Source organism: Stenotrophomonas sp. YJH_SMC_106-19 (assembly GCF_059368375.1).
The window spans coordinates 1,600,842-1,626,516 of sequence record NZ_JCAFRQ010000001.1 but is presented as its reverse complement, the minus strand read 5'-3'; the positions used below and the strand labels follow the sequence as shown (position 1 = coordinate 1,626,516).

At 68.2% G+C, this 25,675-nt stretch carries 28 protein-coding genes; 24 read left to right on the top strand and 4 right to left on the bottom strand.

From position 1 onward, the window contains the following. Positions 1–96 precede the first annotated feature (96 nt). Positions 97–579 carry a DUF421 domain-containing protein gene (locus tag AC5P5M_RS07295; protein WP_053519928.1) on the top strand — a complete coding sequence of 161 codons (483 nt, stop codon included), beginning with the start codon at positions 97–99 and terminating at the stop codon, positions 577–579. Between the two features lie 48 nt (positions 580–627). Here the strand turns inward: AC5P5M_RS07295 and hemF are convergent, their stop codons facing one another. From hemF to AC5P5M_RS07275, 4 genes are read right to left on the bottom strand one after another with little or no spacing between them, the layout of a single operon-like run. Beyond that, positions 628–1,524: an oxygen-dependent coproporphyrinogen oxidase gene (gene hemF, locus AC5P5M_RS07290; protein WP_164150439.1), complete on the bottom strand. Its 897-nt coding sequence runs from the start codon at positions 1,522–1,524 to the stop codon at positions 628–630. 49 nt (positions 1,525–1,573) lie between these two features. After that, positions 1,574–2,134 (bottom strand): hypothetical protein, encoded by a 561-nt coding sequence (locus tag AC5P5M_RS07285; protein ID WP_065174265.1) that lies wholly within the window; start codon positions 2,132–2,134, stop codon positions 1,574–1,576. Between the two features lie 27 nt (positions 2,135–2,161). After that, positions 2,162–2,581, bottom strand: a complete 420-nt coding sequence (locus AC5P5M_RS07280) for an NUDIX hydrolase (protein WP_164150441.1) — start codon at positions 2,579–2,581, stop codon at positions 2,162–2,164. After that, positions 2,578–4,944: a S9 family peptidase gene (locus tag AC5P5M_RS07275; RefSeq protein ID WP_065181421.1), complete on the bottom strand. Its 2,367-nt coding sequence runs from the start codon at positions 4,942–4,944 to the stop codon at positions 2,578–2,580. The genes AC5P5M_RS07280 and AC5P5M_RS07275 overlap by 4 nt, the downstream gene beginning before the upstream one ends. Positions 4,945–5,111: 167 nt before the next feature. Between AC5P5M_RS07275 and AC5P5M_RS07270 the strand changes: the two genes are divergently transcribed. The 23 genes from AC5P5M_RS07270 (at position 5,112) to AC5P5M_RS07160 (ending at position 25,673) form a co-directional block, all read left to right on the top strand. Next, positions 5,112–5,441: a hypothetical protein gene (locus tag AC5P5M_RS07270; RefSeq protein WP_053519923.1), complete on the top strand. Its 330-nt coding sequence runs from the start codon at positions 5,112–5,114 to the stop codon at positions 5,439–5,441. A 37-nt stretch (positions 5,442–5,478) separates the two neighbouring features. After that, positions 5,479–6,120, top strand: coding sequence for an RNA polymerase sigma factor (locus AC5P5M_RS07265; protein WP_128987637.1), 642 nt, complete (start codon positions 5,479–5,481; stop codon positions 6,118–6,120). Then, entirely contained in the window at positions 6,117–6,332 is a 216-nt protein-coding gene (locus AC5P5M_RS07260; RefSeq protein ID WP_053519921.1) for a hypothetical protein, read from the top strand. Before AC5P5M_RS07265 ends, AC5P5M_RS07260 begins: the two co-directional genes overlap by 4 nt. Positions 6,333–6,668: 336 nt before the next feature. Next, positions 6,669–8,066, top strand: coding sequence for a cytochrome ubiquinol oxidase subunit I (locus AC5P5M_RS07255; RefSeq protein ID WP_253119109.1), 1,398 nt, complete (start codon positions 6,669–6,671; stop codon positions 8,064–8,066). Position 8,067: 1 nt separating this feature from the next. Beyond that, on the top strand, positions 8,068–9,081 hold the full coding sequence (cydB, locus tag AC5P5M_RS07250) for a cytochrome d ubiquinol oxidase subunit II (RefSeq protein ID WP_065174269.1): 1,014 nt from the start codon (positions 8,068–8,070) through the stop codon (positions 9,079–9,081). Between the two features lie 215 nt (positions 9,082–9,296). Further along, on the top strand, positions 9,297–10,040 hold the full coding sequence (locus tag AC5P5M_RS07245) for a beta-ketoacyl synthase chain length factor (RefSeq protein WP_053518071.1): 744 nt from the start codon (positions 9,297–9,299) through the stop codon (positions 10,038–10,040). Beyond that, positions 10,033–10,830 (top strand): lysophospholipid acyltransferase family protein, encoded by a 798-nt coding sequence (locus AC5P5M_RS07240; protein ID WP_053518128.1) that lies wholly within the window; start codon positions 10,033–10,035, stop codon positions 10,828–10,830. Before AC5P5M_RS07245 ends, AC5P5M_RS07240 begins: the two co-directional genes overlap by 8 nt. Beyond that, on the top strand, positions 10,817–11,074 hold the full coding sequence (locus AC5P5M_RS07235) for a phosphopantetheine-binding protein (RefSeq protein ID WP_053518072.1): 258 nt from the start codon (positions 10,817–10,819) through the stop codon (positions 11,072–11,074). Before AC5P5M_RS07240 ends, AC5P5M_RS07235 begins: the two co-directional genes overlap by 14 nt. Positions 11,075–11,091: 17 nt before the next feature. After that, complete coding sequence (locus AC5P5M_RS07230) at positions 11,092–11,349, top strand: acyl carrier protein (protein ID WP_053518073.1); 258 nt, start codon at positions 11,092–11,094, stop codon at positions 11,347–11,349. Between the two features lie 22 nt (positions 11,350–11,371). After that, complete coding sequence (locus tag AC5P5M_RS07225) at positions 11,372–11,923, top strand: COG4648 family protein (RefSeq protein WP_164150448.1); 552 nt, start codon at positions 11,372–11,374, stop codon at positions 11,921–11,923. Next, positions 11,916–13,601 (top strand): ApeI family dehydratase, encoded by a 1,686-nt coding sequence (locus tag AC5P5M_RS07220; protein ID WP_111187188.1) that lies wholly within the window; start codon positions 11,916–11,918, stop codon positions 13,599–13,601. Before AC5P5M_RS07225 ends, AC5P5M_RS07220 begins: the two co-directional genes overlap by 8 nt. Next, the gene (locus AC5P5M_RS07215) at positions 13,591–14,361 is read left to right on the top strand and encodes a glycosyltransferase family 2 protein (protein ID WP_053518077.1); all 771 of its coding nucleotides are present in this window, start codon (positions 13,591–13,593) and stop codon (positions 14,359–14,361) included. Before AC5P5M_RS07220 ends, AC5P5M_RS07215 begins: the two co-directional genes overlap by 11 nt. A gap of 1 nt (position 14,362) precedes the next feature. Then, entirely contained in the window at positions 14,363–15,304 is a 942-nt protein-coding gene (locus tag AC5P5M_RS07210) for a lysophospholipid acyltransferase family protein (protein ID WP_495205701.1), read from the top strand. After that, positions 15,294–16,844 (top strand): HAL/PAL/TAL family ammonia-lyase, encoded by a 1,551-nt coding sequence (locus AC5P5M_RS07205; protein WP_053518080.1) that lies wholly within the window; start codon positions 15,294–15,296, stop codon positions 16,842–16,844. The genes AC5P5M_RS07210 and AC5P5M_RS07205 overlap by 11 nt, the downstream gene beginning before the upstream one ends. Further along, entirely contained in the window at positions 16,837–17,253 is a 417-nt protein-coding gene (locus AC5P5M_RS07200; protein ID WP_414488004.1) for an acyl-CoA thioesterase, read from the top strand. Before AC5P5M_RS07205 ends, AC5P5M_RS07200 begins: the two co-directional genes overlap by 8 nt. After that, entirely contained in the window at positions 17,250–17,879 is a 630-nt protein-coding gene (locus tag AC5P5M_RS07195) for an outer membrane lipoprotein carrier protein LolA (RefSeq protein WP_065174273.1), read from the top strand. The genes AC5P5M_RS07200 and AC5P5M_RS07195 overlap by 4 nt, the downstream gene beginning before the upstream one ends. Further along, positions 17,872–20,226 carry an MMPL family transporter gene (locus tag AC5P5M_RS07190; RefSeq protein ID WP_414488003.1) on the top strand — a complete coding sequence of 785 codons (2,355 nt, stop codon included), beginning with the start codon at positions 17,872–17,874 and terminating at the stop codon, positions 20,224–20,226. The genes AC5P5M_RS07195 and AC5P5M_RS07190 overlap by 8 nt, the downstream gene beginning before the upstream one ends. 52 nt (positions 20,227–20,278) lie before the next feature. Next, positions 20,279–21,529: an NAD(P)/FAD-dependent oxidoreductase gene (locus AC5P5M_RS07185; protein WP_495205700.1), complete on the top strand. Its 1,251-nt coding sequence runs from the start codon at positions 20,279–20,281 to the stop codon at positions 21,527–21,529. Beyond that, the gene (locus tag AC5P5M_RS07180; protein WP_219631760.1) at positions 21,529–22,074 is read left to right on the top strand and encodes a DUF3261 domain-containing protein; all 546 of its coding nucleotides are present in this window, start codon (positions 21,529–21,531) and stop codon (positions 22,072–22,074) included. Before AC5P5M_RS07185 ends, AC5P5M_RS07180 begins: the two co-directional genes overlap by 1 nt. Beyond that, the gene (locus AC5P5M_RS07175; RefSeq protein WP_128989957.1) at positions 22,071–23,255 is read left to right on the top strand and encodes a beta-ketoacyl-[acyl-carrier-protein] synthase family protein; all 1,185 of its coding nucleotides are present in this window, start codon (positions 22,071–22,073) and stop codon (positions 23,253–23,255) included. The genes AC5P5M_RS07180 and AC5P5M_RS07175 overlap by 4 nt, the downstream gene beginning before the upstream one ends. After that, the gene (locus tag AC5P5M_RS07170) at positions 23,252–23,707 is read left to right on the top strand and encodes a hotdog family protein (RefSeq protein ID WP_053518092.1); all 456 of its coding nucleotides are present in this window, start codon (positions 23,252–23,254) and stop codon (positions 23,705–23,707) included. Before AC5P5M_RS07175 ends, AC5P5M_RS07170 begins: the two co-directional genes overlap by 4 nt. Continuing rightward, positions 23,704–24,435 (top strand): 3-ketoacyl-ACP reductase FabG2, encoded by a 732-nt coding sequence (locus AC5P5M_RS07165; RefSeq protein WP_053518094.1) that lies wholly within the window; start codon positions 23,704–23,706, stop codon positions 24,433–24,435. Before AC5P5M_RS07170 ends, AC5P5M_RS07165 begins: the two co-directional genes overlap by 4 nt. Continuing rightward, the gene (locus AC5P5M_RS07160) at positions 24,435–25,673 is read left to right on the top strand and encodes a beta-ketoacyl-ACP synthase (RefSeq protein ID WP_065174278.1); all 1,239 of its coding nucleotides are present in this window, start codon (positions 24,435–24,437) and stop codon (positions 25,671–25,673) included. The genes AC5P5M_RS07165 and AC5P5M_RS07160 overlap by 1 nt, the downstream gene beginning before the upstream one ends. The last annotated feature ends 2 nt before the right edge of the window (positions 25,674–25,675 follow it).

Below are 25,675 nucleotides of genomic sequence, written 5' to 3'. Positions count from 1 at the left end.
CCGTTGACCTCCCCCTGGTCAGCGGGGCTTTTTATTTGCGCCGCCGGCAGGCTGCCGGCTGCTAGGCTGGGCCACCGCCCAGCAGGGGAGCCCGCAATGCACGATCTGTTCGCACTGGCGATGCCGTGGTGGGAGTTCATCCTGCGCGCGGTGGTGGTCTACACCGTCGTGCTGGGCCTGGTGCGCCTCAGCGGCAAGCGCGCGCTGGGGCAGATCACCCCGTTCGACGTGCTGCTGATCGTGCTGCTGGGCAACGCGGTGCAGAACGCGCTGCTGGGCCAGGACACGTCCCTGGGCGGTGGCCTGCTGCTCGCCGCGACCCTGATCCTGCTCAACTACGGCGTGGGCTGGGTGACCACCCGCAACCGCCGCCTGGAGCGCCTGATCGAGGGGGAACCGGTGGTGATCGCCCGTGACGGCACCCTGTTGCGGGATGTTCTGCGCCGCGAACTGATCAGCCGGGCCGATTTCGATGCCGCCATGCGCCAGCAGGGCTGCCTGCGCATCGATGATGTGCAGGTGGCGCTGCTGGAAACCACCGGCCACATCACGATCATCGCCCGGCACACGGACGCGTAGGGCCGGTGGCGTGCGTGCGGGGACGGCCACACCGCCCCGCGAGGTGCCTTAGAGCCAGTCGCGAGGGACCAGGTAATCGGCCAGCCGCGCTTCCGGGCTGCCGGCCTCGGGGGTGAAGCCGTATTCCCAGCGCACCCGCGGCGGCAGGCTCATCAGGATGCTTTCGCTGCGGCCGCCGCTCTGCAGGCCGAACAGCGTGCCGCGGTCGTAGACCAGGTTGAACTCCACATAGCGGCCCCGCCGGTACAGCTGGAATTCGCGCTCGCGCTCGCCATGGGCGATGTTCTTGCGCTGCTGCACGATCGGCAGATAGGCGTCGAGGAAGCCGTCGCCGACCGCCCGCAGGTAATCGAAGTCGCGTTCGAAATCGCCGTGCAGATCGTCGAAGAACAGGCCGCCGATGCCGCGCGTTTCGTTGCGGTGGCGCAGGAAGAAGTACTCGTCGCACCAGCGCTTGTGCGCGCTGTAGCGCTCTTCACCGAACGGCGCGCACAGGTCGTGGGCGACCTGGTGCCAATGGCGCACGTCCTCGTCGAAGGGATAGAAGGGGGTCAGATCGAAACCACCCCCGAACCAGCTGGCCACCACTTCGCCGTCGCGCTGCGCCTGGAAGAAGCGCACGTTGGCATGGGTGGTGGGCACATAGGGGTTGAGCGGGTGGAACACCAGCGATACGCCGGTGGCGCGCCAGGAGGCGCCGGCCAGCTCCGGGCGGTTGGCCGAGGCCGACGGCGGCAAGCGGCTGCCGGAGACATCCGAGAAGCCGATTCCGGCCTGTTCGAACACCGCGCCGTCGCGCAGCACGCGGGTACGGCCACCCCCGCCTTCAGCGCGCTGCCACAGGTCTTCCTGGAAGCGGGCCTGGCCGTCGGCCGCTTCGATCGCCGCACAGATGCGGTCCTGCAGGTCGGTCAGGTAGGCGCGCACGCGCTCGAATTCGTTCATGACGCGTACTTTACCGCAGGGCCTGCCGCACGCCGCGGGTGAGGGCAGGTCAGTGGAAGCAGGAGCGGATATCCGGCCGCAGCAGGCGCCAGGCCAGCCAGCCCTGCGCGACGAGCAGGGCGAAGGCGCCGCCGAACAAGGTCAGCGACATGAGGATGTGCTGGGTTCGCGCTTCGCGCAGTGTGCCTGGATCGACGATACGCCCGATGACGTCGGCGACGACGCTGTCCAGCCACCCGGCGACGGCGAAGTTTGCCAGGGCCGAGAGCCACAGCAATGCCACGTAGCTCCACAGGCCCCAGCGACGTCGCCGGGCGAATCCCCAGCTGGAAAGCACGGCGGGGATCGCTGACAGCATCAGCCACAGGGTAGCGTCCACCGGTTTGCGCAGTATCCACAGCAGGCTTGGCGGGAACTGCTGTTCAGTGGCCGACAGCAGCATCCACCGCCAGAACGGGCCGTCGGACAGCTGCCAGACCACCAGCGCCTGAATCGCCATGGCCACCACGAACGCTGCGCAGATCAGCAGCGACGCCAGGCCGAGCGGCCGCACGAAATCCTCCGGGTTGAGCGGCATGGCAGGGCGGTGCCGGGGCGGTTGAAGCGACATCCGATGTCCTTGGCTGCAGTGGCGTCTTCAGCGGGTCGCCACCCGGGTGGCAACGGCCGGCAGGATATGGTGTTCGCTCAAGGGTGCCAAGCGCAGGCCATGGGGCGGGCGCAGCGGCACCCACGCCAGCTCGGCGATTTCCGCGCGTGCCTGCGGCGTGCCCTGTACCTGCACCCACCAGGCCTCGGCCTGTACGCGATGACCAGGCTCGTTCACCGCCCAGTCCTGGAAATGGCCCAGCGCCACGGCAGGGTCGGCGAGCAGGCGCACACCCAGCTCCTCGTCCAGTTCGCGGGCCAGCGTCTGCAGTGGCGTTTCGCCCGGTTCGGGCTTGCCTCCGGGCTGGATGAAGCGGTCGGCGCCGTGCTTGCGTACCACCAGCGCCCGGCCGTGGTCGTCGACGATGACCGCGGCCACGATGTGGATCGTGGCCGCGGCACTGCTCACTTCAGGTTCTGCTCGAACAGCTTGAGGATGCGCTTGTACTGGTCCAGCCAGGAGTCGGCGCGGACGTAGCCGTGGCGCTCCAGCGGGTACGGGGCGATCGACCAGTTGTCCTTGTGCAGCTCGATCAGGCGCTGGGTCAGGTTCACCGAGTCCTGGAAGAACACGTTGTCATCCATCATGCCGTGCGCGATCAGCAGGTTGTCCTGCAGGTTCTGCGCGTACTCGATCGGCGAGGACACACGGTACGCCTCCGGATCGATGTCCGGCGTGTTGAGGATGTTGCTGGTATAGGCGTGGTTGTAGTTGTGCCAGTCCACCACCGGGCGCAGCGCGGCACCGGCCTTGAAGGTGCCCGGTGCGCGGAACAGCGCCATGAAGGTCATGAAGCCGCCGTAGGAGCCACCGTAGATGCCGGCGTGGTCACGGTCGCCCTGCTGGGTGTCCACCAGCCAGTCCAGGCCGTCCTTGTAGTCTTCCAGTTCCGGGTGGCCCATGTTGCGGTAGACGGCCGTGCGCCAGTCGCGGCCGTAGCCCTCGCTGCCGCGGTAGTCCATGTCCAGCACGATGTAGCCCTTCTGCACCAGCAGGTTGTGGAACATCTGCTCGCGGAAGTAGGCCGGGTAGCGCTGGTGCACGTTCTGCAGGTAGCCGGCACCGTGCACGAACATCACGATCGGGTACTTCCTGCCCGGTTCCTTGTGCTCGGGTTCGTAGTACTTGGCCCAGACCACGCCGGCGCCATGCCTGGACGGTACCGCCACCAGCTTCGGCTGGATCCACTGGCGCGCCTTGAAGTCGGCGCTGCGGGTATCGGTCAGCACGCGGGCCTGGCCGCCCGCGCTGGGCAGCACCGCCAGCTGCGGTGGCAGGTAGGCACCGGAGTAGCGCACCAGCAGCTGCTGGCCATCCGGCGACAGCGAGAAGTCTTCCACGCCGTTGAGGCTGGTCAGCTCGCGGACCTGACGGCTGCCGGTGTCGACCGCGCAGACTTCGTAATCGTGCGGGGCCTGCTGGTTGCACAGGAAGTAGAAGCCCTTGCCGTCGGCCGACAGCACGGGCGCGGAGGTCTCCCACTTGCCGCTGGTCAGCGCCTGCGGCCGGGCAGTGCCGGCCTGGGTGTACAGGTGCGAGAAGCCCGATTCCTCGGACAGCAGCCACAGCGTGCGGCCATCGGCCATCCAGCCGAAATCGTTGAAGCCCCAGTTGATCCACGCGTTGTCGGTCAGCCGGTGGCGGTTCTGCACGCGGCCGTCGCTGCCGATGCTGACGATCCAGCGGTCCTTGTTGTCGTTGGCGCGCAGCATCACCGCCGCCTGCTGGCCATCGGCGCTCCAGCGCATGCCGCCGCCCATGAAGTCGCTCATCACCTGCACGCTGCGTTCGCCCTTCAGCGCCTCCTTGCCGGCCTTGCGGCGCAGGTCGGCCAGCGGGTCGGTGGCGATGCCCGGCAGGCCGGACAGCGACAGCTTCTGCGCCTTGCCGCTGCGCACGTCCACGTACCACAGGGTGTGCGGCTCGTTGCCATTGCGACCGACGCGGGTGCGGGTGTCCTCGGTTTCCTCGTAACCGGATTCGGTCACGTACAGCGGCATCTTGCTGGTGCGGCCCTCGTCGAAGTCCTTCGGCGTGGTCACCACGATCAGGTGGCCCAGGTCCGGCGACAGCACGCTGTCGGCGATCTCCACGTCGGCGCCCAGGTATACCGGGCCCGGCGCGCGGGTCGGGTCGGCCTGGCGCCAGCGCTGGTCCTGGTCCTTCAATGCCTCGCGCTGCTCGCGGTCGCGACGCAGGGTTTCCAGGGTACGCAGCTGCTGGTCGCGCAGCAGGTCGTCCTTGGGCGCGCTGTTGGGGTCCTTGTCGGCCTTCAGGCTGGCAACCTGCTGCACGCCGCCGGCAGCGGTCCAGTGGAACCAGTTCTGGCCCACCCGCCAGATCACGCCGTTGTCGGCAGCGAAGTTCACCCCGCTGGCGCGCTCGTTGCTGCGCGTGAGCTGGGTGAGCGCGCCGCTGCGCAGGTCGCGCACGAACACGTCGCCGTTGCGGACGAAGGCGCTGCGGGTGCGGGTGCGGTCGTAGACCGGATCGGCCACGTCCAGGGTGCCGCGCTGGTCGTCTGCCACCTGGGCCGCAACACCACCGGCCACGGGCTGGCGGAAGGTGTCGCGCACCGGGCTGCCGTTGCGCTTGAGCTGGTACTCGACCTGCTGGCTGTTCCACGACCACCAGGCCTTCTCGACCGGCGGACCGATCCAGTCCGGATCCGCCATGGCCTGTTCGATGGTGATCGGCGTCGGCGCGGCATGGGCGGCCGGTGCGGCCAGCACGGCCGACAGCAGGAGGGACAGGGGCAGCACTCGGGACATGGGCGGACGGCACCAGAAAAGGAAACCGGGCAAGGGTAGCAGCCGTTCGCGCCGCAGGAGGGGGCCACAGGTCATGGCAGCGGGATCGGCAAAGCGGTGCAACCGGTGCCCCCCATCGCGCATCCATTCTCCTGAACCCGCATCATTCACCGCACAGGAGCACGACCATGCAGGAACTCATCCCGATCACCCTCTTCATCTGCATCGCCTACGCCATCCACGCCATCGCCGATGCGCGCGCGCGCAGCAAGCTGGTCGCGCCGCACGTGCCCGAGGAGGTGATCCGCTCCCTGGCCGTGCTGGAGGAAGAGCGCCGCCGCCAGGGCGCGCTGCGCTGGGGCATCAGCCTGGTGTGCCTGGCCCTGGCCATGGGCCTGCTGGAAGTCCTGGGCGCCCGCGACCTCACCTTTGGCGCCGCTGCCGCCCTGGTGGGTAGTGCCGGCCTGGGCCAGCTGCTGGCCTGGCACTTCACCCGCCCCGCCGTGCGCAAGAGCTGAGCGCCGGCATGCCACACGCCCCGGGGGAGCGGTGCGCATGAGCCTGCTGGGCGAAGCCCTGTCCGCCCTGCGCGGCCGCCGCCGGCAGGACGCCGCGGCGGCCGCGGTCATCGAAGATGATGCGGCGCTGGTGCGGGCCATCATCGATGGCTCGCAACCGGCGTTCGCGCAGCTGGTGCAGGCCCATCAGCGCACGTGCGCGCATGTGATCGGGCGCATGGTGGGTGACCGCGATCAGGTCGCTGACCTGCTGCAGGAGACCTTCCTGGCGGTGTTCCGGCAACTGCACCGGTTCCGCTTCGAATCCTCGCTGCGGACCTGGATCTCACGGGTGGCCTACACCACCGCATTGCAGCACCTGCGTCGCCGGCGCCTGGAAGCGCAGTGGATGGTGGCGGTGGAGGTACCGGAGGATATGGGCATCGGTGACGAGGGACCGGGCCCGGCCGAACTCAGCCAGGCGCTGCAGGCCGGCCGCCAGCTGGGTGCGGCGCTGGAGCGGTTGAGCCCGCCGCAGCGTCTGATCGTCGGTCTGCATTACCTGGAGGATTTCGACCTGGCAGAGATCGAGCAGGTGACCGGTCTTGCACGCGGTACCATCAAGAGCCACCTGCACCGCGCGCGTCTGCTCCTGAAGCAGGAACTGACGCGGCATGCCACCGCCGGAGAACTGCTGTGAATCCACCGACCGATCCCCGCGATGCCGACGAGCGCGCGCTGGCGCAGGCGTTGCGTGAACAGGCACGGCAGGAACAGACCCCGGACGTGAGCGAGGCGTTGCAGACGCGTATTGCCAGTGAGTCACGCGACAGTGGCGTGGGCTATGTGGTGGTGCAGGTGCTGCTGGTGGGCGCGCTGCTGGCGGCCGGTGCCTGGTACTTCTGGCCTTGAGGCTCTCGCCGGGCATGGCCCGGCGCTACCTGGGGATCGATGGGTAGCGCCGGGCCATGCCCGGCGGATCGGCGGATCAATGGGTAGCGCCGGGCCATGCCCGGCGGATCGGCGGATCAATAGGTAGGGCCGGGCCATGCCCGGCGGATCAGCGGATCAATGGGTAGCGCCGGGCCATGCCCGGCGGATCGGCGCCCGCAGGTCGTGGGGCGCGGCCATGCCCGGCGGCTTCCCCTGCGACAGAGTGAAGCAGCGCGTCACCCGGTCGCATCCCGGCGTAACGAAATATTCCTAAAGTGGTCCGGTATCCCACCGGTCGCAGGCAGGAGGCGTCCCTTGGACGCGTTGTTGTTGTCCCGGATCCAGTTCGGATTCGTCATCAGTTTCCATGTGCTGTTCCCGGCCTTCACCATTGGCACGGCCAGCTGGCTGGCCTTCGTCGAATGGCGCTGGCTGCGTACCCGTCTCCCGGTCTGGCGGGAGCTGTACTTCTTCTGGCAGAAGATCTTCGCCGTATCGTTCGGCATGGGCGTGGTCAGCGGCATCGTCATGGCCTTCCAGTTCGGCACCCACTGGCCGCGCCTGAGCGAGGTGGCCGGTACCGTCATCGGCCCGCTGCTGACCTACGAGGTGCTGACCGCGTTCTTCCTGGAAGCCAGCTTCCTGGGCGTGATGATGTTCGGCTGGGGCCGGGTTTCGCCGCGCCTGCATTTCCTGTCCACCTGCATGGTGGCGCTGGGCACGCTGTTCTCCACGTTCTGGATCCTGTCGTCCAACAGCTGGCTGCACACCCCGGCCGGCTACGAGATGGTCAATGGCATCGTGCATCCGGTGGACTGGTGGCAGGTGGTGTTCAACCCGTCGTTCCCGTACCGGCTGGCGCACATGGCGCTGGGCTCGTTCATTACCACCTGCTTCGTGATCGGCGGCGTGGGTGCGTGGTACCTGCGCAGGGGAACGCACGTGGAGGCGGGCCGGCGCATGCTGATCGCGGCCGTGGCGTTTGCCGCGCTGACCGTGCCGGTGCAGATCTTCGTCGGCGACATGCATGGCCTGAACACCCTCAAGCACCAGCCGATGAAGATCGCGGCGGTGGAAGCGCACTGGCATGAATCCGGCGAAGGCGAGGGCGTGCCGCTGGTGGTATTCGCGCTGCCCAACGAAAAGGACGAGCGCAACGACTTCGAAGTCGCCATTCCGAAGCTGGGCAGCGTGATCCTGACCCATTCGCTGGACGGCACCTTCGATCCGCTGACTTCGGTACCGGCCAGTGAACGGCCACCGGTGACGCCGGTGTTCTTCGCCTTCCGCATCATGGTTGGACTGGGCACGCTGATGCTGCTGCTGGCATGGGTGTCGGCGTTCCAGCTGTGGCGGAGGAAGCTGCTGGATTCGCCGTGGCTGCTGCGCGGCTGGAACTGGATGTTGCCGAGCGGCTTCATCGCGCTGCTCTCCGGCTGGTTCGTCACCGAGATGGGGCGGCAGCCGTGGGTGGTCTACGGCGTGCTGCGTACTGCCGATGCGGTCGGCCCGCAGAGCGCATGGATGACCGCGCTGTCGCTGGGGGTCTACGTCGTCGGCTACGCCTTCGTCTTCGGCTGGGGCATCTGGTACCTGGTGAAGATCCTGCGCCATGGACCGCAGCCCCACGACCAGGGGCCCTCGCTGGACCACGGCAGCCACACCCCGGCACGGCCGCTGTCCGCCGCCGACGAACCGCTGGAGGAGCGCTGACATGGACCTGGTGACCTGGCTGCCGGTGGCGTGGTTCGCGGTGATCGGCTTCGGCGTACTGATGTACGTGGTGCTGGACGGGTTCGTGCTGGGCATCGGCATCCTTGCGCCGTTCGCCGAGGACGAGGAGCAGCTCGACCTGATGATGAACACGGCTGCGCCCATCTGGGACGGCAACGAGACGTGGCTGGTGCTGGGCGGCGCCGGCCTGCTGGCGGCGTTCCCCAAGGCCTATGCAGTGCTGTTGTCGGCGCTGTATCTGCCGGTGCTGCTGCTGGTGGTGGCACTGGTGTTCCGCGGCGTGGCCTTCGAATTCCGTTTCAAGGCGCATCGCTCGCGGAGGCTGTGGAGCGTGGCGTTCGCGCTTGGCTCGCTGCTGGCCACGTTCGCCCAGGGCGTGATCCTGGGCGCGCTGGTGCAGGGGCTGCCCTTGGTGGACGGGGTCTACCACGGCGGTGCGTTTGCCTGGTTCAGCCCGTTTGCGATGCTCACCGGCGCGGCGCTGGTCGCCGGTTACGCATTGCTGGGCAGCACCTGGCTGATCCTGAAGACGGAAGGGCGCGTGCAGGCGCTGGCGCGGCAGCTGACACGGCCGCTGGTGGTGGCGGTGATCGCAGCGATGGGCCTGGTCAGCAGCTGGCTGCCGTTCCTGGACTCGCGGTTGATGGCGCGCTGGTTCAGTGACGGCAACTTCTGGTGGCTGTCACCGGTGCCGTTGCTGACCCTGGCGGTGGCCGCTGCGCTGTGGCGCAGCGCCACGCATCCACGCCGCGACCTGCCGCCGTTCCTGCTCAGCCTGGCGCTGTTCATTCTCGGCTTCCTGGGCCTGGTGCTGGGCATGTGGCCGTACCTGCTGCCGCCCTCGATGACGTTGTGGCAGGCAGCCGCACCGGCGTCCTCGCTCGGCTTCACCCTGGTCGGGCTGGTCATTCTGCTGCCGGTCATCCTCGGCTATACGGCGTGGTCGTACCGGGTATTCCGCGGCAAAGTGCAGGCCGGAGCCGGTTACCACTGAGCAATGGCGTGCGGGGCCACAGGTGCCGGCCCCGCGTTCTGCAATGTGAAACCTGCACACCCTGCGCAGGACGTGCTAGCGTGCGCTCCTTTCCGGCCGCCAGGGGGGCAGCCGGCGACGTCCTGGACGGACGCACGGCTGCAGGGACGGGGGGGCCGCCGCGCGTCGCCATAATGGCTCGTGCCATCGTTCTCCTGATGAAGCACCATCGCTAGATGATCGAATTCTCCATCGTCGACTGGGCTGCCTGGGCACCTGGCCTGAGCGAGCGCAGCCAGTGGCTGAGCTGGGCTGACGCACCCTTCCTGCCACAGGGCGAGGGCACGCCGGCGCTGTCCGAGGTGCCCGCGATGCAGCGCCGCCGCATCGAGCGGCTGGGGCGGATGGCGATCCAGACGGCCTGCTGGTGCGAGGATGGCCAAGGGGCCGACAGCCAGGTACCGCTGGTGTTTGCCAGCCGCCATGGTGATGTGGCGCGCTCGATGGACCTGCTCGGGGCGCTGGTGAACGAGCAGCCCCTGTCGCCCACCGGATTCGGCCTGTCGGTCCATAACGCGATCGCTGCGCTGTACTCGATCGCTCGTGGCCATCGCGGCAACTATCTGGCGCTGGCTGCCGGCCAGGCGACGGTGGAGGCCGCCTGCCTGGAGGCCGCCGGTCTGCTGGCCGATGGCGCCCGCGAAGTGCGGGTGGTGGTCTACGAGTCGCCGTTGCCCGAAGTTTACGCGACGTTCGCCGACGAACCCGACCCGTTCTTCGCTTGGTGCTGGCGTGTGGTGGCGCCGACACAGGCGCTGCCGACGCTGTCGCTGCAGTGGGATGGCGCGCCGGCCCCGGTTACCGCTGCGCCCGGCCTGTTGCCGCACGCGTTGGACCTGCACCGCTTCCTGCTCGCGGGCGCGCCGGCGCTGGAACACGTTGCCAATGGCCAGCGCTGGCGCTGGAGCCGCCGTGGCTGAGGCGCTGCGCCGGCTCGATCTTGCCTGGCGGGTGGTGGGCACCGGCCTGAGTTTTGCTGCGTTCGGCATCGGCGGACTGCTGCTGGGCGCCGTGGTGATGCCGGTCCTGCTGCTGATGCGTGATCCGGTGGCCCGCCGCCGTCGCGCCCGCCGCGTGGTGCAGGTGGCGTTCGCCAGCCACCTGCGGCTGATGCGCGGGCTCGGGGTGATGACCTATGAGATCGAAGGGCGCGAGCGCCTGCAGCGCGACGGCCTGCTGGTCCTGGCCAACCACCCCACCCTGATCGACGTGGTCTGCCTGGTCTCGCTGCTGCCCAATGCCGACTGCGTGGTCAAACGGGCGGTGGCCCGCAACCCGTTCATGCGGGGCCCGGTCCGGGCCGCCGGCTACATTTCCAATGACGACGGGGCCGGCCTGGTCGATGACTGCGTGGCCGCGGTACGGGCCGGCGGCAGCCTGGTCATCTTCCCGGAAGGGACCCGCAGCGTGCCCGGCCAGTCGCCGAGGCTTCAGCGTGGGGCCGCCAATATCGCCGTCCGCGGCCGGCTGGACATCACGCCGGTGCGGATCACCTGTACCCCGCCAACCCTGAGCAAAGGGCAGAAATGGTATCGTGTGCCCTCACGTCGCTTTCACGTTCGGCTGCAGATCGGCGAAGATATCCCGATCGCGCCATTCCTGGCCGAAGACGACGCGCCAAGGGGGGATGCCTTGGCAGCACGCCGCGTCACCGAGCACCTTTCTCGTTATTTCGACCTGTCTGGAGATTCGACCCGTGCAAGCACTTGAGCACGAGATCAAGGAATTGATCATTTCCTCGCTTTCACTGGAGGACATCACGCCGGAGGACATCGATCCGACCGCGCCGCTGTTCGTCGAGGGCCTGGGCCTGGATTCGATCGACGCTCTGGAACTGGGCCTGGCGCTGCAGAAGAAGTACGGTGTGAGCCTGTCGTCCGACTCGGAAGAGACCCGGCGCCATTTCTCCAGCGTGCGCGCGCTCGGCGAGTTCGTCGCCGCCCGCCAGTCGTAACGGCGCCAGGAGCTGCCATGACCAAGAATGAACTGTTCGAACGCATCGTCAACATCCTGACCGACAGCTTCGAGATCGAACCGGCCCGGATCACCCCCGAGGCACGTCTCTATGACGACCTGGACATCGACAGCATCGATGCGGTCGACCTGATCGTGCAGCTCAAGCCGCTGCTCGGCCGCAACCTGCAGCCGGAAGCGTTCAAGGCCGTGCGCACCGTGCAGGACATCGTGGATGTCGTGCACCGGCTGCTGCCGGACCAGGCAGCAGCCTGACCGCAGCGCGGGCGGCTCCGCCTTGGCACGCGCGCGTACGGTCGTGGTGGCGGCGATTTCGCTGGCCTACCCGCTGCTCGTCTACCTGGCGATGGACCGCTTCGAGCCGCGCTGGCTGGCACTGCTGCTGTTCACCCTGGCATTGCTGCGTGCCCTGAGCACGCGCCAGCCGCTGTGGTGGGCGGCTGCAGCCGGTACCGGACTGCTGGCGGTGCTGGCCACCGTGCTCAACCAGGCGCTGCCGCTGAAGCTGTACCCGGCGCTGGTGAACGTGGTGATGCTGTGCGTGTTCGCCATCAGCCTGCGGTTCGGGCCGCCGCTGGTGGAGCGCCTGGCGCGGCTGCAGGAGCCGGACCTGCCACCGTTCGCGGTGGCCTATACCCGCCGCGTCACCCAGGTGTGGTGCGGCTTCTTCGTTCTCAACGGCAGTCTGGCCCTGCTCACCGCGCTGTACGCATCGGATCGGGTCTGGATGCTCTACAACGGATTGTTGGCGTACGTGATGATGGGCGTATTGTTCGCAGGCGAATGGCTGGTGCGGCGACGGGTGAAGGCGGCGCACGCCCATGGCTGAGTGGATTGCCCTGGACCGGCTGCTGCGGGATGCGCGGCCGCAGCGTGCTGTCGGCATCCGCGATGGCGAAGTGGTCGACCATCAGCAATTCCGCCAGCGCGTAGTGGCCTGGCGTACGGCGTTTGCCGCCACTGACGGCCGTGACTGGGCGCTGTACTTCGATGATGCCGTGTCGTTCGCCGAGGCGCTGTTCGGTGCCTGGCACGCCGGCAAGCGGGTGTTCCTGGCCGCCGACAACCTGCCCGCCACGCTGCAGGCCCTGCAGCCGCAGGTGAGCGGTTTTGCCGGTGACGTTTCCCGTGATTACCGGCCACTGATGATGGCGGCCGCCGGTGCGCAGGTCGAGCTGGATGCGTTGGACGAGCATGCCTGCGAGCTGTGCGTGTTCACGTCGGGCAGCACCGGCGAACCCACTGCGATCGACAAGCGCCTGGACCAGCTGGCGCGCGAGGTCGATGCGTTGCAGGCCGCGTTCGGCGCACAGCTGGAAGGCGCGCAGGTGCATGGCACGGTGTCGCACCAGCACATCTACGGCCTGCTGTTCCGCGTGCTGTGGCCGCTGGCCGCCGGTCGCCTGATCCATCCGCGGCGGTTCTTCCATGAGGATCTGGTCGCTGCGCTGGCGGGCACGCAGACGGTGCTGGTGGCGACCCCGGCGCACCTCAAGCGCCTGCCTGCGCAGCTGGATTGGGCCAGCCTGCAGGGCCACCTGCGCGCTGTGTTCTCCTCTGGCGGCCCGCTGCCGGAAGAGGCAGCGCGGCAGGTGCGGCAATGGATGGCAGTCGCACCGACCGAGGTCTACGGCAGCAGCGAGACCGGCGGCATCGCCTGGCGTCGCTGGGATACCGATCTTCCGCCCTGGCAGCCGCTTCCGGGGGTGCAGTGGAGAATCGAGGGAGGCTGCCTGGCGGTGGCTTCACCCCATCTGCAGAGCCGCGACTGGTGGTGCACGCAGGATCGGGTGGAAGCGCTGGCCGAGGGTTGCTTCCGCCTGCTCGGCCGCGCCGACCGCATCGTCAAGATCGAAGAGCGCCGCGTTTCGCTCGATGCGCTGGAACGTGCGTTGCGCGACGACGCAGACGTCGATGACGTGCGCGTGCTGGTGCTGCCCGGCCAGCGCGAGCAGCTGGCGGCCGTGGTGGTGCCGGCCGATGCGGCACTGCTTGATGCCGATGATGCCGCGCGCCGCGCGCTGGGCCAGCGGCTGGCCGCGCGCCTGGCACAGAGCCATGACGCCGTGACCCGTCCGCGCCGCTGGCGGCTGGTACCCACGCTGCCGGTGAATGCGCAGGGCAAGGTGACCCAGGCCGCGCTGGTGGCCTTGTTCCAGCCGTCGATGCCGGTGCCGGTATGGGATCGGCGCGAGGCGGCCAGCGCTACCCTGCGCATGACCCTGGACCCGGCGCTGCGCCCGTTCCAGGGGCATTTCCCGCAGGCCGCGATCCTGCCCGGCGTGGCCCAGGTGGACTGGGCGGTGCGCTTTGCCCGGCAGGCCTTTGCGATGCCGGAGGGGTTCGTGCGCATGGATGCGGTGAAGTTCCAGCATGTGGCGCGTCCGGGCGACGAGCTGACGCTGCATCTGGACTGGGATACCGCACGCAACGTGCTGGTCTTCCGCTATGCCTCCGTGCATGGCGTACACGCCAGTGGCAGGATGGTCTTCGCCGATGCGCAGTGATCCGGCCGATGCCGGTGCCGCGTTCGCGCCACTGGTGGTGATTCCCGTCTACGACCACGAACATGCTGTCGCCGCGGTGGTCGATGGCGTACAGCGCGCTGGCCTGCCCTGCCTGCTTGTGGACGATGGCTCGCATGCATCATGTGCTTCGGTGCTGCAGGCGCTGGCACAGCGTGAAGGGGTCGATCTGCTGCGTCTGCCGGTCAACCAGGGCAAGGGTGGGGCGATGCTGGCGGGCTTCGCCGAGGCCGCAAGGCGGGGCTGCAGCCACGTGCTGCAGATCGATGCCGACGGCCAGCATGACACCGGCGACCTGCCGCGCTTCATCGCGGCCGCGCGTGCGCGGCAGGACGCGGTGATCTGCGGCATTCCCGCCTACGATGCCAGTGTGCCCAAGGCCCGCCTGTACGGTCGCTACGCAACGCATGTCTGGGTCTGGATCAACACGCTGTCGCTGCATCTGCGCGACACCATGTGCGGTTTCCGTGTCTATCCACTGCCTCCGGTGCTGCGCCTGATGGGCGAAGAGACCATCGGCCGGCGCATGGATTTCGATACCGAAGTGATGGTGCGGCTGTACTGGCGGCAGGTGCCGGTGGAACATCTGGCGACGCGGGTGACCTATCCGGCAGACGGTGTCTCGCATTTCGATGTGTGGCGCGACAACGTACGCATCAGCCGCATGCATGCGCGCCTGTTCTTCGGCATGCTCCGGCGCGCACCGCGCCTGCTCTGGCGCCGCCTGCAGGGGCAGGGCTGAGATGGCCGCCCCCCAAGGTGCGCCGCACTGGGCCGACATCGGTGAATCCACATCGGTGGCCGGCGTGTTGTTCCTGTGCTGGGTGCATCGGTGGTTCGGGCGCTGGCCGTTCCGCCTGTGCGTGTGGCCGGTGGTGCTCTGCCACTGGCTGGGCAACCGCGTGGCCCGGCAGGCATCACTGCAGTATCTACAGCGCTTGCAGGCACACAGTGGCGCGCTGGGCCGCGAGCCGACGCGGCGCGACAGCCTGCGCCATTTCTTCGCGTTCGCCGACACCCTGCTGGACAAGATCCTCGGCCTGGGCGGACGCTATCCGCCCGAGCGCATCCAGCTGCGGCGCGATCTGGTGCTGGACAGGATCGCACGCCGCGAAGGCGGACTGATCCTGACCGCCCACATCGGCTGCCTGGAGTTGTGCCAGGTGCTGGCCGAACAGGTGCCGGGGTTCCGCATCACCGTGCTGGTGCACACCGCGCACGCGCAGCGCTTCAATCGCCTGCTGCAGCGGTTGGACCCGCTGGCAACGGTGGAACTGGTGCAGGTCACCGCGATGGGGCCGGCCACGGCGATGATGCTGTCCGAGCGCGTGGCTGCCGGTGGCTTCGTGGCTATCGTCGGCGACCGCACGCCAGTGCAGGGTGGACGCAGCGTCACCGCGGATTTTCTCGGCCACCGTGCCCCGTTCCCCATCGGTGCCTACGTGCTGGCGGCGGCACTGGGCTGCCCGGTGTACACCATGGCCTGCCTGCATGAAGGCCAGGGGTACCGGGTCGCCTTCGAGCAGTTCGCCGATCGCATCGTGCTGCCGCGTGGCTCGCGGGACGCGGCACTGACAGGGCAGACGCAGCGTTTCGCGCAGTGGCTCGAACTGCAGGTCATCCAGTCCCCGCTGGACTGGTTCAATTTCTTCCCCTTCTGGGATCAGGCTCCGCATGACGACTGACGCCGTACCCGTGTGCCGCTTTGGCGACGCACCGTTGACCATCGAAGACGTGGTGGCGCTGGCCCATCGCCAGTGCGAGGCCGCACTGAGCGAGGCCCCGGCCTTCCGTGCCCATATCCAGCGCGGTGCCGATTTTCTCGACCGCCTGCTGCGCGAGGACGGGGTGATCTACGGCGTGACGACCGGCTACGGCGATTCGTGCACGGTGAACATCCCGCCGGCGCTGGTGGCCGAGTTGCCGCACCACCTGTACACCTACCATGGCTGCGGACTGGGCCGTTACCTGGACCCGGCCGAGACCCGCGCGGTGCTGGCTGCCCGTCTGGCGTCGCTGGTGCGTGGCATGTCCGGTGTCAGCGTAGCCCTGCTGGAAGGCCTGGCCACACTGTTGCGGCATGACGTGCTGCCGATGATCCCGGCGGAGGGATCGGTCGGCGCCAGCGGTGACCTGACGCCGCTGTCATACGTAGCGGCGGTGCTGTGCGGCGAGCGCGAGGTCCTGCACGATGGCCGCGTGCAACCGGCTGCCGGAGTACTGGCGAGCATCGGCATGGTCCCGCTGAAGCTGCGGCCGAAGGAAGGCCTTGCGATCATGAACGGCACTGCGGTGATGACCGGCCTGGCCTGCCTGGCCTGGCAGCGTGCCGACTACCTGGCGCGCCTGGCCACCCGCCTGACCGCATTCAACGTGCTGGCCAGCGACGGCAACGCGCACCATTTCGACCAAACCCTGTTCGCGGCCAAGCCGCATCCGGGCCAGGCCCGCATCGCCGCACGGCTGCGCCGCGACCTGCACAGCGAACGGCCGCCGCGCAACGAACAGCGCCTGCAGGATCGTTACTCGCTGCGGTGCGCCCCGCACGTGATCGGCGTGCTGGAAGACAGCCTGCCCTTCCTGCGGCAGCTGATCGAAACCGAGCTGAACAGCGCCAACGACAACCCGCTGATCGATGCCGACGGCGAGCGCATCCTGCACGGCGGCCATTTCTACGGCGGCCATATCGCACTGGCAATGGACACGCTGAAGAATACCGTGGCCAACCTTGCCGACCTGCTCGACCGGCAGCTGGCGCTGGTGGTGGATGCGCGATACAACCACGGCCTGCCCGCCAATCTGTCGGCGGCTACCGGCCCGCGGGCAGCAATCAACCACGGGCTGAAGGCACTGCAGATCAGCGTCTCGGCGTGGACCGCCGAAGCGTTGAAGCAGACCCTTCCGGCCAGTGTGTTCTCGCGCTCGACCGAATGCCACAACCAGGACAAGGTCAGCATGGGCACCATCGCCGCGCGCGACTGCCTGCGTGTGATCGAACTGACTGAACAGGTGGTGGCGGCGATGCTGATCGCCGCCCGCCAGGGCCTGGCACTGCGCGAGCGGGTTGGCCTGAACGCGCAGCTGCATGGCAGTCTGGCCGACATGTATGTGGACCTGGGGCAGCGCATCGCGCTGGTCGAGGAAGACCGCGCGCTGGATCGCGAACTGCGGGAACTGCTGGTGGAGATCCGCGCGCAACGTTGGGAACTGTATTCCGGTGAATGACCTGGTCTGTGAAATCGAGCTGCGCCCCGCCTTCCACGACTGCGATCCGATGAACGTGGTCTGGCATGGCAACTACTTCAAGTATCTGGAGATTGCCCGGTGTGCGCTGCTGCAGCGCCACGACTACGACTACCCGCAGATGCTCGCATCGGGCTACCTGTGGCCGGTGGTCGACGCGCGCGTGAAATACGTGCGGCCGCTGCTGTTCAACCAGCGGCTGCTGGTGCGTGCACGCATCGTCGAATGGGAGAACCGGCTGAAGATCGACTATGAGATCCTGGATGCGGAAAGCGGCCAGGTGGCCACCCGGGCCATGACCATCCAGGTCGCGGTGGATGCCGCCAGCAAGGAGATGCTGTACCAATGCCCGCCGGTACTGTGGGAACGTCTGGGAGTGCCCGCGCCATGAACATGCTCGCCCGTCTTCCAGGCGTGCTGCTGTGCGCGCTGCTGCTGGTGGCCGCACCGCGTGTACAGGCGGCCGATCCTGCCGTCGACGCGATCACCCAGGCGGTGGCGCGTCCGGAGGTGCTGCGTGGACAGTTCAGCCAGGAAAAGCAGGTCAGTGGCTTCAGGAATCCGCTGCGCTCGCACGGCCGGTTCGTGGTCGCGCGCCAGCACGGCGTGATCTGGACCACGCTTACGCCGTTCCCCTCCGAGGTGGTGGTCACCGCCGACCGCATCCTCAGCCGCCAGCGCGATGGCAGCACCCGCGTTGAACTCGATGCACGGCAGCAGCCGGCGATGCGCTCGGTGAATGCGATCATGTTCGCGCTGATGAGTGGCGACGTGCAGGCACTCTCCGGCCAGTTCAACGTGGCGGCCAGCCGTGAAGGGCAGGGCTGGCGCCTGCGTTTGACACCGAAGTCGGCGATGCTGGCCAAGGCCTTCGAGTCGCTGACGCTGCAGGGTGACCGCTATGTGCGCCAGGTCGAGATCGTCGAGGCGAACAAGGACCGCACGCAGATCCAGTTCAGCGCGTTGAGTGAAGCCCCCGCCACGCTGAACCCCGACGAGGCGCGCCGCTTTGAGTGACGCCGTGGCGTTGAACGCACCGGACCGGTTGCGGCGTTGGTGGCATTGGCTGGGCATCGCCTGGCTGGTGTTGCTGCTGGTACTGGGCGTGCAGCAGTGGCGCCTGTGGAGCCAGGAGCCGCGGATCGATACCGACATCCTCGCGCTGTTGCCGCAGGATGCGCATGACCGCCTGTTGAGCGATGTCACCCGGCGCATCGCCGATGGCAGTTCGCGGCAGGTGGTGGTGCTGCTCGGCAGCCAGGATGGCGCCGCCGCCAAGCGGGCGCAGGCCGCGTTCGCTGCGGCCATGGCTGGAGATGCCCAGAGCGCTTTGCTGGTGCCCAGTGGGTCCATTGAAGGCTGGTTCGACGAGGCGCGTGCGTTCTACGCGCCGTATCGCGACCGCCTGCTGACCCCGGCCCAGCGTGACCAGCTGCAGAGCACGGAAACCGGTGCGCTGGCCGAACAGGCACTCGCCGCGCTGTACGGGCCGATGGGTGCGCCGCGGCTCACCGAATGGCGGCAGGATCCACTGTCATTGTGGCCGCAGTGGTGGCAGCAGCAGGCGCAGGGTTCGGGCTTGCGGCTGGGTGATGATGGCCTGCTTGAAGCCGAGGGCAAGCATTGGGCGGCGCTGCAGTTCGATACGCCGGGTTCGGCGTTCCAGCTCGATGGCGAGCGCCATCTCGATGGCCTGCTGGAGCGGGCCGGGAAGGCGGCCAGGGCCGCAGCGCCCGAGCTGGAAATCCTGCATGCCGGCGTGCCGCTGCACGCCGAAGCCGCTGCGGTGCAGGCCAATCGCGAGATCAACACGATCGGTTGGGGCTCACTGGCCGCGGTACTGCTGCTGGTGTGGCTGGCGTTCCGTTCGCTGCGGCCGATCCTGCTGGTGGCCGCGTCGCTGCTGATCGGTTGCGGCGTGGCGCTGGCGGTGACCGTGCTGGTGTTCGGCAAAGTGCACGTGCTGACCCTGGTGTTCGGTGCATCGCTGGTGGGTGTAGCGGAGGACTACGGCATCCACTGGTTTGCGTCGCGCCAGGCCGAACCGGCCGACCGTCGCTGGAAGCTGCTGCGGCATCTGCTGCCCGGCCTGTGGCTGGCACTGTTGACCAGTGCGCTGGCCTACCTCGCGTTGGGCCTGGCCCCGTTCCCGGGCCTTCGCCAGATGGCGCTGTTCTCGGTGGTGGGCCTGGCAGCAGCGTTCCTCACGGTGATCTTCTGGTTCCCGTGGCTCGACGGTGGCGAGATCCGCCAGACCCGCTTCTCGCACTGGCTGGGCAATACGCTGGAACGTTTCCCGCGCCTGCACGGCCGGCGCCCGGTGGCGATCTTCGTGGTGGCCGCGCTGGCGTTGTCCGCGGTGGGCATCGCGCGCCTGCAGAGCAACGACGACCTGCGCAGCCTGCAGTCGTCTCCACCGGCGCTGATGGCCCAGCAGATCCGCCTGAGCCAGCTGCTGGGCATGCCCAGCCCGGCACAGTTCTACCTGGTGCAGGGCAGCGATGCCGCCCAGCTGTTGCAGCGCGAAGAGGCGTTGACCGAACGCTTGCGCGTACTGGCCGATGACAAGCGCATTGGTGGCTACCGCGCGATCAGTGACTGGCTGCCATCACCGGCCCGGCAGCAGGCCGATGCTGCGCTGACCGCGAAGGTGGAGCCCGGCGTGCTGTCGGCTGTGTCCGAAGCCGTGGGCGAGCCGCTGCAGCGACCGCAGTTTGCCGCAGCGCCGCTCACCGCCGACGCCTTCCTGGCCTCGCCGGCCTCGCAGCCGTTCCGCCACCTGTGGGTGGGTAAGGTCGGTGGGCAGATGATCAGCGTGGTGATGGTCGATGACCTGTCGCGTGCCGATGCTCTGGCCACGCTGGAACGTGCCGCCGAAGGCCTGCCCGGCGTGCGCTGGGTAGACCGAACCTCCGATTTCTCCACGCTGCTGGGCCACTACCGCAAGCTGATGGGCGGGCTGCTGCTGGTCGGCATCGCATTGGTGTTCGGCGCGCTGTGGCTGCGCTATCGCCGCCAGGCCTGGCGCGTGTTCGCCCCGACCCTGATCGCCGGTGCGCTGACCCTGGGCCTGTTGGGCCTGTTCGGCCAGCCGCTGCAGCTGTTCAACGTGCTGGCGCTGATGCTGCTGCTGGGCATGGGCATCGACTATGGCATCTTCCTGATCGAGCATCGTGGCGACGCCAGTGCATGGCTGGCGGTGTGCGTGGGTGCGGCCAGTACCTGGCTGTCGTTCGGCCTGCTGGGCCTGTCGCAGACTCCGGCGCTGCGCGCGTTCGGCCTGACCCTGCTGTTCGGTATCGGGCTGGTCTGGCTGATCTCGCCGCTGTTCCGGCCGCCGCCGCATGATCTGCCGGCGGCCTGAGTCCGCCTTCGGCTCTTCTTCTCTCCCTCTATCGAGCAACAAGGACGCCCCGATGAGTACTGCTGTGGATGCTGTGGAACGCACCGAGATCCTGATCATCGGCGCCGGACCGGCCGGTTCCGTTGCTGCTGCGATGCTGCGCCGGCAGGGTCGCCAGGTGTTGATGATCGAACGCCAGCAGTTCCCGCGTTTCTCGATCGGTGAAAGCCTGCTGCCGCAGAGCATGGAGTACATCGAAGCGGCAGGCCTGTTGCAGGATGTGGTCGAAGCCGGCTTCCAGCACAAGAATGGCGCGGCCTTCGTGCATGGCCAGGCGCGTACCGCATTCGACTTCAGGAAGAAGTTCTCGCCCGGCTGGGGCACCACCTACCAGGTGCAGCGCGCCGACTTCGACAACGTGCTGGCGCGGGGCGCCGAGCGGATGGGTACCACGCTGCGTTTCGGCGACGAGGTGCTGTCGGTCGAGCCGGGCGAGCAGCCTGCCGTCAACGTGCGCCGTCCCGATGGCAGTGAGTACCGCATCGAGGCCGATTTCATCCTCGACGCCTCCGGCTTCGCGCGGTTGCTGCCGCGCCTGCTGGATCTGGAGTCACCCTCCAACTTCCCGGTGCGTGGCGCGATCTTCTGCCACGTGCGTGACAACATTCCGGCCGAAGCGGACTTCGACCGCAACAAGATCCTCATCACGACCCACCCCGAGCACATCGACGTCTGGTACTGGACGATCCCGTTCTCCAACGGCTGCTGCTCGCTGGGCGTGGTGGCCGAGCCCTCGTTCTTTGATCGCTACGAAGGCGACGACCTGCAGAAGCTGCAGGCCATCGTCGGCGAGGATCCGAACCTGACCCACCTGCTGGCCAATGCCGAATGGGCGGTGCTGCCGGTACGCCGCATCACGGGCTATTCGGCCAATGTCCGTTCGCTGTGGGGCCCGGGCTATGCGCTGCTTGGCAACGCTGGCGAGTTCCTCGACCCGGTGTTCTCCTCGGGCGTGACCATTGCCTTCAAATCGGCGCAGCTGGCCAGTGAGTGCCTGGCGCGCCGTTATGCCGGGCAGGCTGTGGACTGGGAGGCCGAGTTCTCCGTTCCGCTGCGTGCCGGCGTGAGAACCTTCCGTCGTTTCGTCGAAAGCTGGTACCAGGGCGGCTTCCAGAAGATCATCTACCACCCCGACCCGCAGCCGGACGTGCGCGACATGATCAGTTCCATCCTGGCCGGATACGCCTGGGACACCAACAACCCCTACGTGGCCGACCCCAGCGGCCGTCGCATGCGCGTGCTGGAGGAACTGTGCGGCGCCTGATGGCCCTTTCCGCTGCAGTGCTGCTGTGCCTGCTGCTGGTCGCCTGTACCGGGCGCATGCCACGCCCGCAGGTGCAGCTGCCACCGCTGCGGCTGTCGCCGGCCAGCCTGCCAGCGCCGCTGGCACTGCAGCAGCAGCTGCATTTCCGGTTCGGCAGCCATGAGCGCGATCTCGATGCGCTGCTCGAAGCCGACGCACAGCAGGTGCGGCTGGCGGTGCAGGCCATGGGCCAGACCGGCGTGCGCCTGCAGTGGGATGGCCGGCAACTGACCCAGCAGCGTGCGCCGTGGCTGCCTCCGCAGGTGCGTGCCGAACGCGTACTGGATGACCTGCAGTTCGCGTTGTGGCCGACCGCGGCGATCGCTGCGGCATTGCCGGCGGGCTGGGAGGTCAGCGATGACGGCCGCCAGCGCAGCCTGTCCCGCAGCGGTACGGTCTGGCTGCAGCTGCGGCGCCTGGACGATGGCAGCGTCCAGCTGGAGAACCGTGCCGAGGGTTACGCCCTGCGCATCGAATCGATCGACATGGCCGGGCAGGCGCGATGAATACACCGATCTACCTGAACGACCTCGGCCTGGTCTGCGCGCTGGGCGAAGGCCGCGGCGCCGTGGCATCGGCGATGTTCGCCGATGCTCCGGGCGGCCTGAGCGACAACGACCGCCTGCTGCCGGGGCGTACCCTGGCGCTGGGTGAAGTGCGCACGCCACTGCCGACGCTGGAAGACCTGCCGGTATCCCTGCGCGGGCGCAACAATGCATTGCTGGAGGTCGCGCTGGCGCAGATCGCGCCTGCGGTCGGCGCGGCCATTGCACGCCATGGCGCTGATCGGGTGGCGGTGGTGCTGGGCACCAGCACCTCCGGCATCGGCGAATCGGAGCAGGCACTGCGGACTCATGCGGAGCAGGGCTGCTGGCCTGAAGGTTTCGATTACGCACAGCAGGAAATGGGCACCACCGCGCAGTTCGTGCGTCAGCGCAGCGGCGCGCAGGGCCCGGCGTGGACCCTGTCCACTGCCTGTTCGTCCAGTGCCAAGGCGCTGATGTCGGCCGCGCGAATGCTGCGTGCCGGCACCGTCGATGCGGTCATCGCCGGGGGGGCCGACTCGCTGTGCCGCTTCACCGTGGCAGGCTTCAATGCGCTCGAATCGGTCTCGGCAGTGCGCTGCAATCCCTTCTCGCAGCATCGTGCCGGCATCAACATCGGCGAGGGCGCTGCGCTGTTCCTGCTGACCCGCGAACCTGGCCCGGTATGCCTGGCCGGATGGGGCGAGTCCGCCGATGCACATCACATGTCGGCGCCGGATCCGCAGGCCCTTGGCGCCATCGACGCCCTGCAGCAGGCGCTGCATCGTGCCGGCTGGTCGCCCGCCGATGTCGACTACGTGAACCTGCACGGCACTGCCACCGGCCACAACGATGCGATGGAAAGCCTGGCGGTGGCGCAGGTACTGGGCAATGACGTTCCCTGTAGTTCCACCAAGCCACTCACCGGCCACACCCTGGGTGCGTCGGGGGCGATCGAGGCGGCGCTGTGCTGGATCGTGCTTGCCGAGAACTGCCGGCAGCAGCTGCCACCGCACTGGTGGGATGGCATCGCTGATCCCGCTCTGCCGCCGCTGCCGCTGGTGGCGCCGGCCACCTTCCTGGCGCAGCCGCCCCGGCGCGTGCTGAGCAACTCGTTCGCCTTCGGCGGCAGCAACGCCGTGCTGGCACTGGAGTGCGGATGAACACGGTGTATGCCATTGAAGACGTGGTGCCCCACCGGCAGGACATGTGCCTGCTGGAGCGCATCATGCACTGGGACGAGGACGGCATCGAGGCCGAGCTGGTCGTGCCGGCGAGCGGGCTGTTCGTCGAGGATGGGCAGGTGCCGGCTTGGATCGGCATCGAATACATGGCGCAGGCCATCGCGGCCTGGGCCGGCTGCCGTGCACGCGCTGCCGGCAACCGGCCGCAGCTCGGATTCCTGCTGGGTAGTCGCCGTTATGGCAGCCAGCGCAGCGGTTTTCCGGTGGGCAGCCGCCTTCGCGTACAGGCGCGCTGCGAGCTGTTGGGCGACAATGGACTGGGGATGTTCGCCTGCCGGATCCTGGCAGGCGACGAAGAATGGGCGACCGCCAACGTGTCGGTGTACGAACCTGCCGACGCGATGGCCTATCTGGAGAGTGGACAGGCATGACAGGGAATCGGAGCGTGCTGGTCACCGGCGCCAGCCGGGGCATCGGCCGGGCCATCGCGCTGCGCGTCGCGCGCGATGGGTTCGATGTAGCCGTGCACTGCCGCAGCCGCGTGGACGAGGCGCAGGCAGTGGTGGACGAAATCCAGGCACTGGGCCGGCAGGCCCGCGTGCTGGCGTTCGATGTGGCCGACCGGGATGCCGCACGCGGCGCATTGGAGGCCGATGTCGAGGCGCACGGCGCGTACTACGGCGTGGTGTGCAATGCCGGCATCGCCCGCGACGGCGCATTTCCTGCGTTGTCGTCCGAAGACTGGGACCAGGTCATCCACACCAACCTGGACGGCTTCTACAACGTGCTGCATCCGCTCATCATGCCGATGGTGCGGCGGCGCCGGCCCGGTCGCATCGTCACCCTGTCGTCGGTGTCCGGGCTGGCCGGCAACCGCGGCCAGGTCAACTACAGCGCGGCCAAGGCCGGCATCATCGGTGCCACCAAGGCGCTGGCGCTGGAGCTGGCGAGCCGCCAGATCACCGTCAACTGCGTGGCCCCGGGCCTGATCGAGACCGAAATGCTCAACGATGAAGTGGTCGAACACGCCCTGAAGCTGATTCCGGCCGGCCGCGTGGGGCATCCCGATGAGGTGGCCGCAACGGTCGCGTTCCTGCTGTCCGAGCCGGCCGGCTACATCACCCGGCAGGTGATCTCGGTCAACGGGGGCATGCTCTGATGGCCGCTGATCGTCGCGTGGTGGTGACCGGTGCCGCTGCCATCAGTCCGCTTGGCCACGACTGGCCCACCATCCACGCGCACCTGCGCAGCTGCCGCAACGCAGTGCGCACCATGCCGGAATGGGACGTCTACGCGGGCCTGAACACCAAGCTGGCCGCGCCCGCGCAGGACTTCACGCTGCCGCCGAACTACAACCGCAAGACCACCCGCTCGATGGGCAAGGTCGCGATCATGTCGGTGCGCGCCACCGAGATGGCCCTGCGCGAGGCCGGCCTGCATGAGCATCCGGTGCTGCGCAGCGGCCGCACCGGCGTGGCCTACGGTTCGTCCTCCGGCAGCCACGAAGCGACCGGCGAGTTCGGCCGCATGCTCAACGAGTTCACCACCGATGGCATCAGTGCCACCACGTACCTGAAAATGATGAGCCATACCGCGCCGGTCAACATCGGCGTGTTCTTCGGCCTGTCCGGGCGTGTCTACACCACCTCCAGCGCCTGCACGTCAGGCAGCCAGGGCGTCGGAGCGGCGTATGAAGCCATCCGCAGCGGCAAGCAGACGGTGATGGTGGCCGGCGGTGCCGAGCAGCTCGACGCCACCGCTGCAGCGGTGTTCGACACCCTGTTCGCCACCAGCGTGCGCAACGATGCGCCGCAGTCGACGCCGCGGCCCTTCGATGCAGGCCGCGACGGCCTGGTGCTGGGCGAGGGCGCCTGCACGCTGATCCTGGAGGACATGGAGCACGCCCTCGCACGCGGTGCGTCCATCCTTGCCGAGGTGGTCGGCTACGGAACCAACAGCGACGGCCAGCACGTCACCCAGCCCAGCGCCGACACCATGGCCCAGGCCATGCGCCTGGCCCTGGAGGACGCCGGGCTCGACGCGGCGCGGATCGACTACGTCAACGCCCACGGCACCGCCACCGATCACGGCGACATCGCCGAGACACAGGCCACCGCGCAGGTGTTCGGCAGCCGCGTGCCGATCAGCTCGCTGAAGAGCTACGTCGGGCACATGCTCGGCGCGTGCGGAGCGTTCGAAGCCTGGCTGAGCATCGAGATGATGCGTGCCGGCTGGTTCGCGCCGACCCTCAACCTGGCCGAGGTCGATCCGCGCTGCGGCCAGCTGGACTTCATCACCGGGCACGGCCGCGATCTGCAGGCCGAGTACGTGATGAGCAACAACTTCGCCTTCGGCGGCATCAATACCTCGCTGGTATTCCGCCGCTGGAGCGAATGACC

Coding starts and splice junctions, on each gene's coding strand:
- AC5P5M_RS07295 (WP_053519928.1), top strand. CDS start 97: ATGCACGATCTGTTCGCACTGGCGATGCCGTGGTGGGAGTTCATCCTG.
- hemF (WP_164150439.1), bottom strand. CDS start 1,524: ATGAACGAATTCGAGCGCGTGCGCGCCTACCTGACCGACCTGCAGGAC.
- AC5P5M_RS07285 (WP_065174265.1), bottom strand. CDS start 2,134: ATGTCGCTTCAACCGCCCCGGCACCGCCCTGCCATGCCGCTCAACCCG.
- AC5P5M_RS07275 (WP_065181421.1), bottom strand. CDS start 4,944: ATGTCCCGAGTGCTGCCCCTGTCCCTCCTGCTGTCGGCCGTGCTGGCC.
- AC5P5M_RS07270 (WP_053519923.1), top strand. CDS start 5,112: ATGCAGGAACTCATCCCGATCACCCTCTTCATCTGCATCGCCTACGCC.
- AC5P5M_RS07265 (WP_128987637.1), top strand. CDS start 5,479: ATGAGCCTGCTGGGCGAAGCCCTGTCCGCCCTGCGCGGCCGCCGCCGG.
- cydB (WP_065174269.1), top strand. CDS start 8,068: ATGGACCTGGTGACCTGGCTGCCGGTGGCGTGGTTCGCGGTGATCGGC.
- AC5P5M_RS07245 (WP_053518071.1), top strand. CDS start 9,297: ATGATCGAATTCTCCATCGTCGACTGGGCTGCCTGGGCACCTGGCCTG.
- AC5P5M_RS07230 (WP_053518073.1), top strand. CDS start 11,092: ATGACCAAGAATGAACTGTTCGAACGCATCGTCAACATCCTGACCGAC.
- AC5P5M_RS07220 (WP_111187188.1), top strand. CDS start 11,916: ATGGCTGAGTGGATTGCCCTGGACCGGCTGCTGCGGGATGCGCGGCCG.
- AC5P5M_RS07215 (WP_053518077.1), top strand. CDS start 13,591: ATGCGCAGTGATCCGGCCGATGCCGGTGCCGCGTTCGCGCCACTGGTG.
- AC5P5M_RS07210 (WP_495205701.1), top strand. CDS start 14,363: ATGGCCGCCCCCCAAGGTGCGCCGCACTGGGCCGACATCGGTGAATCC.
- AC5P5M_RS07205 (WP_053518080.1), top strand. CDS start 15,294: ATGACGACTGACGCCGTACCCGTGTGCCGCTTTGGCGACGCACCGTTG.
- AC5P5M_RS07195 (WP_065174273.1), top strand. CDS start 17,250: ATGAACATGCTCGCCCGTCTTCCAGGCGTGCTGCTGTGCGCGCTGCTG.
- AC5P5M_RS07185 (WP_495205700.1), top strand. CDS start 20,279: ATGAGTACTGCTGTGGATGCTGTGGAACGCACCGAGATCCTGATCATC.
- AC5P5M_RS07180 (WP_219631760.1), top strand. CDS start 21,529: ATGGCCCTTTCCGCTGCAGTGCTGCTGTGCCTGCTGCTGGTCGCCTGT.
- AC5P5M_RS07175 (WP_128989957.1), top strand. CDS start 22,071: ATGAATACACCGATCTACCTGAACGACCTCGGCCTGGTCTGCGCGCTG.
- AC5P5M_RS07170 (WP_053518092.1), top strand. CDS start 23,252: ATGAACACGGTGTATGCCATTGAAGACGTGGTGCCCCACCGGCAGGAC.
- AC5P5M_RS07165 (WP_053518094.1), top strand. CDS start 23,704: ATGACAGGGAATCGGAGCGTGCTGGTCACCGGCGCCAGCCGGGGCATC.
- AC5P5M_RS07160 (WP_065174278.1), top strand. CDS start 24,435: ATGGCCGCTGATCGTCGCGTGGTGGTGACCGGTGCCGCTGCCATCAGT.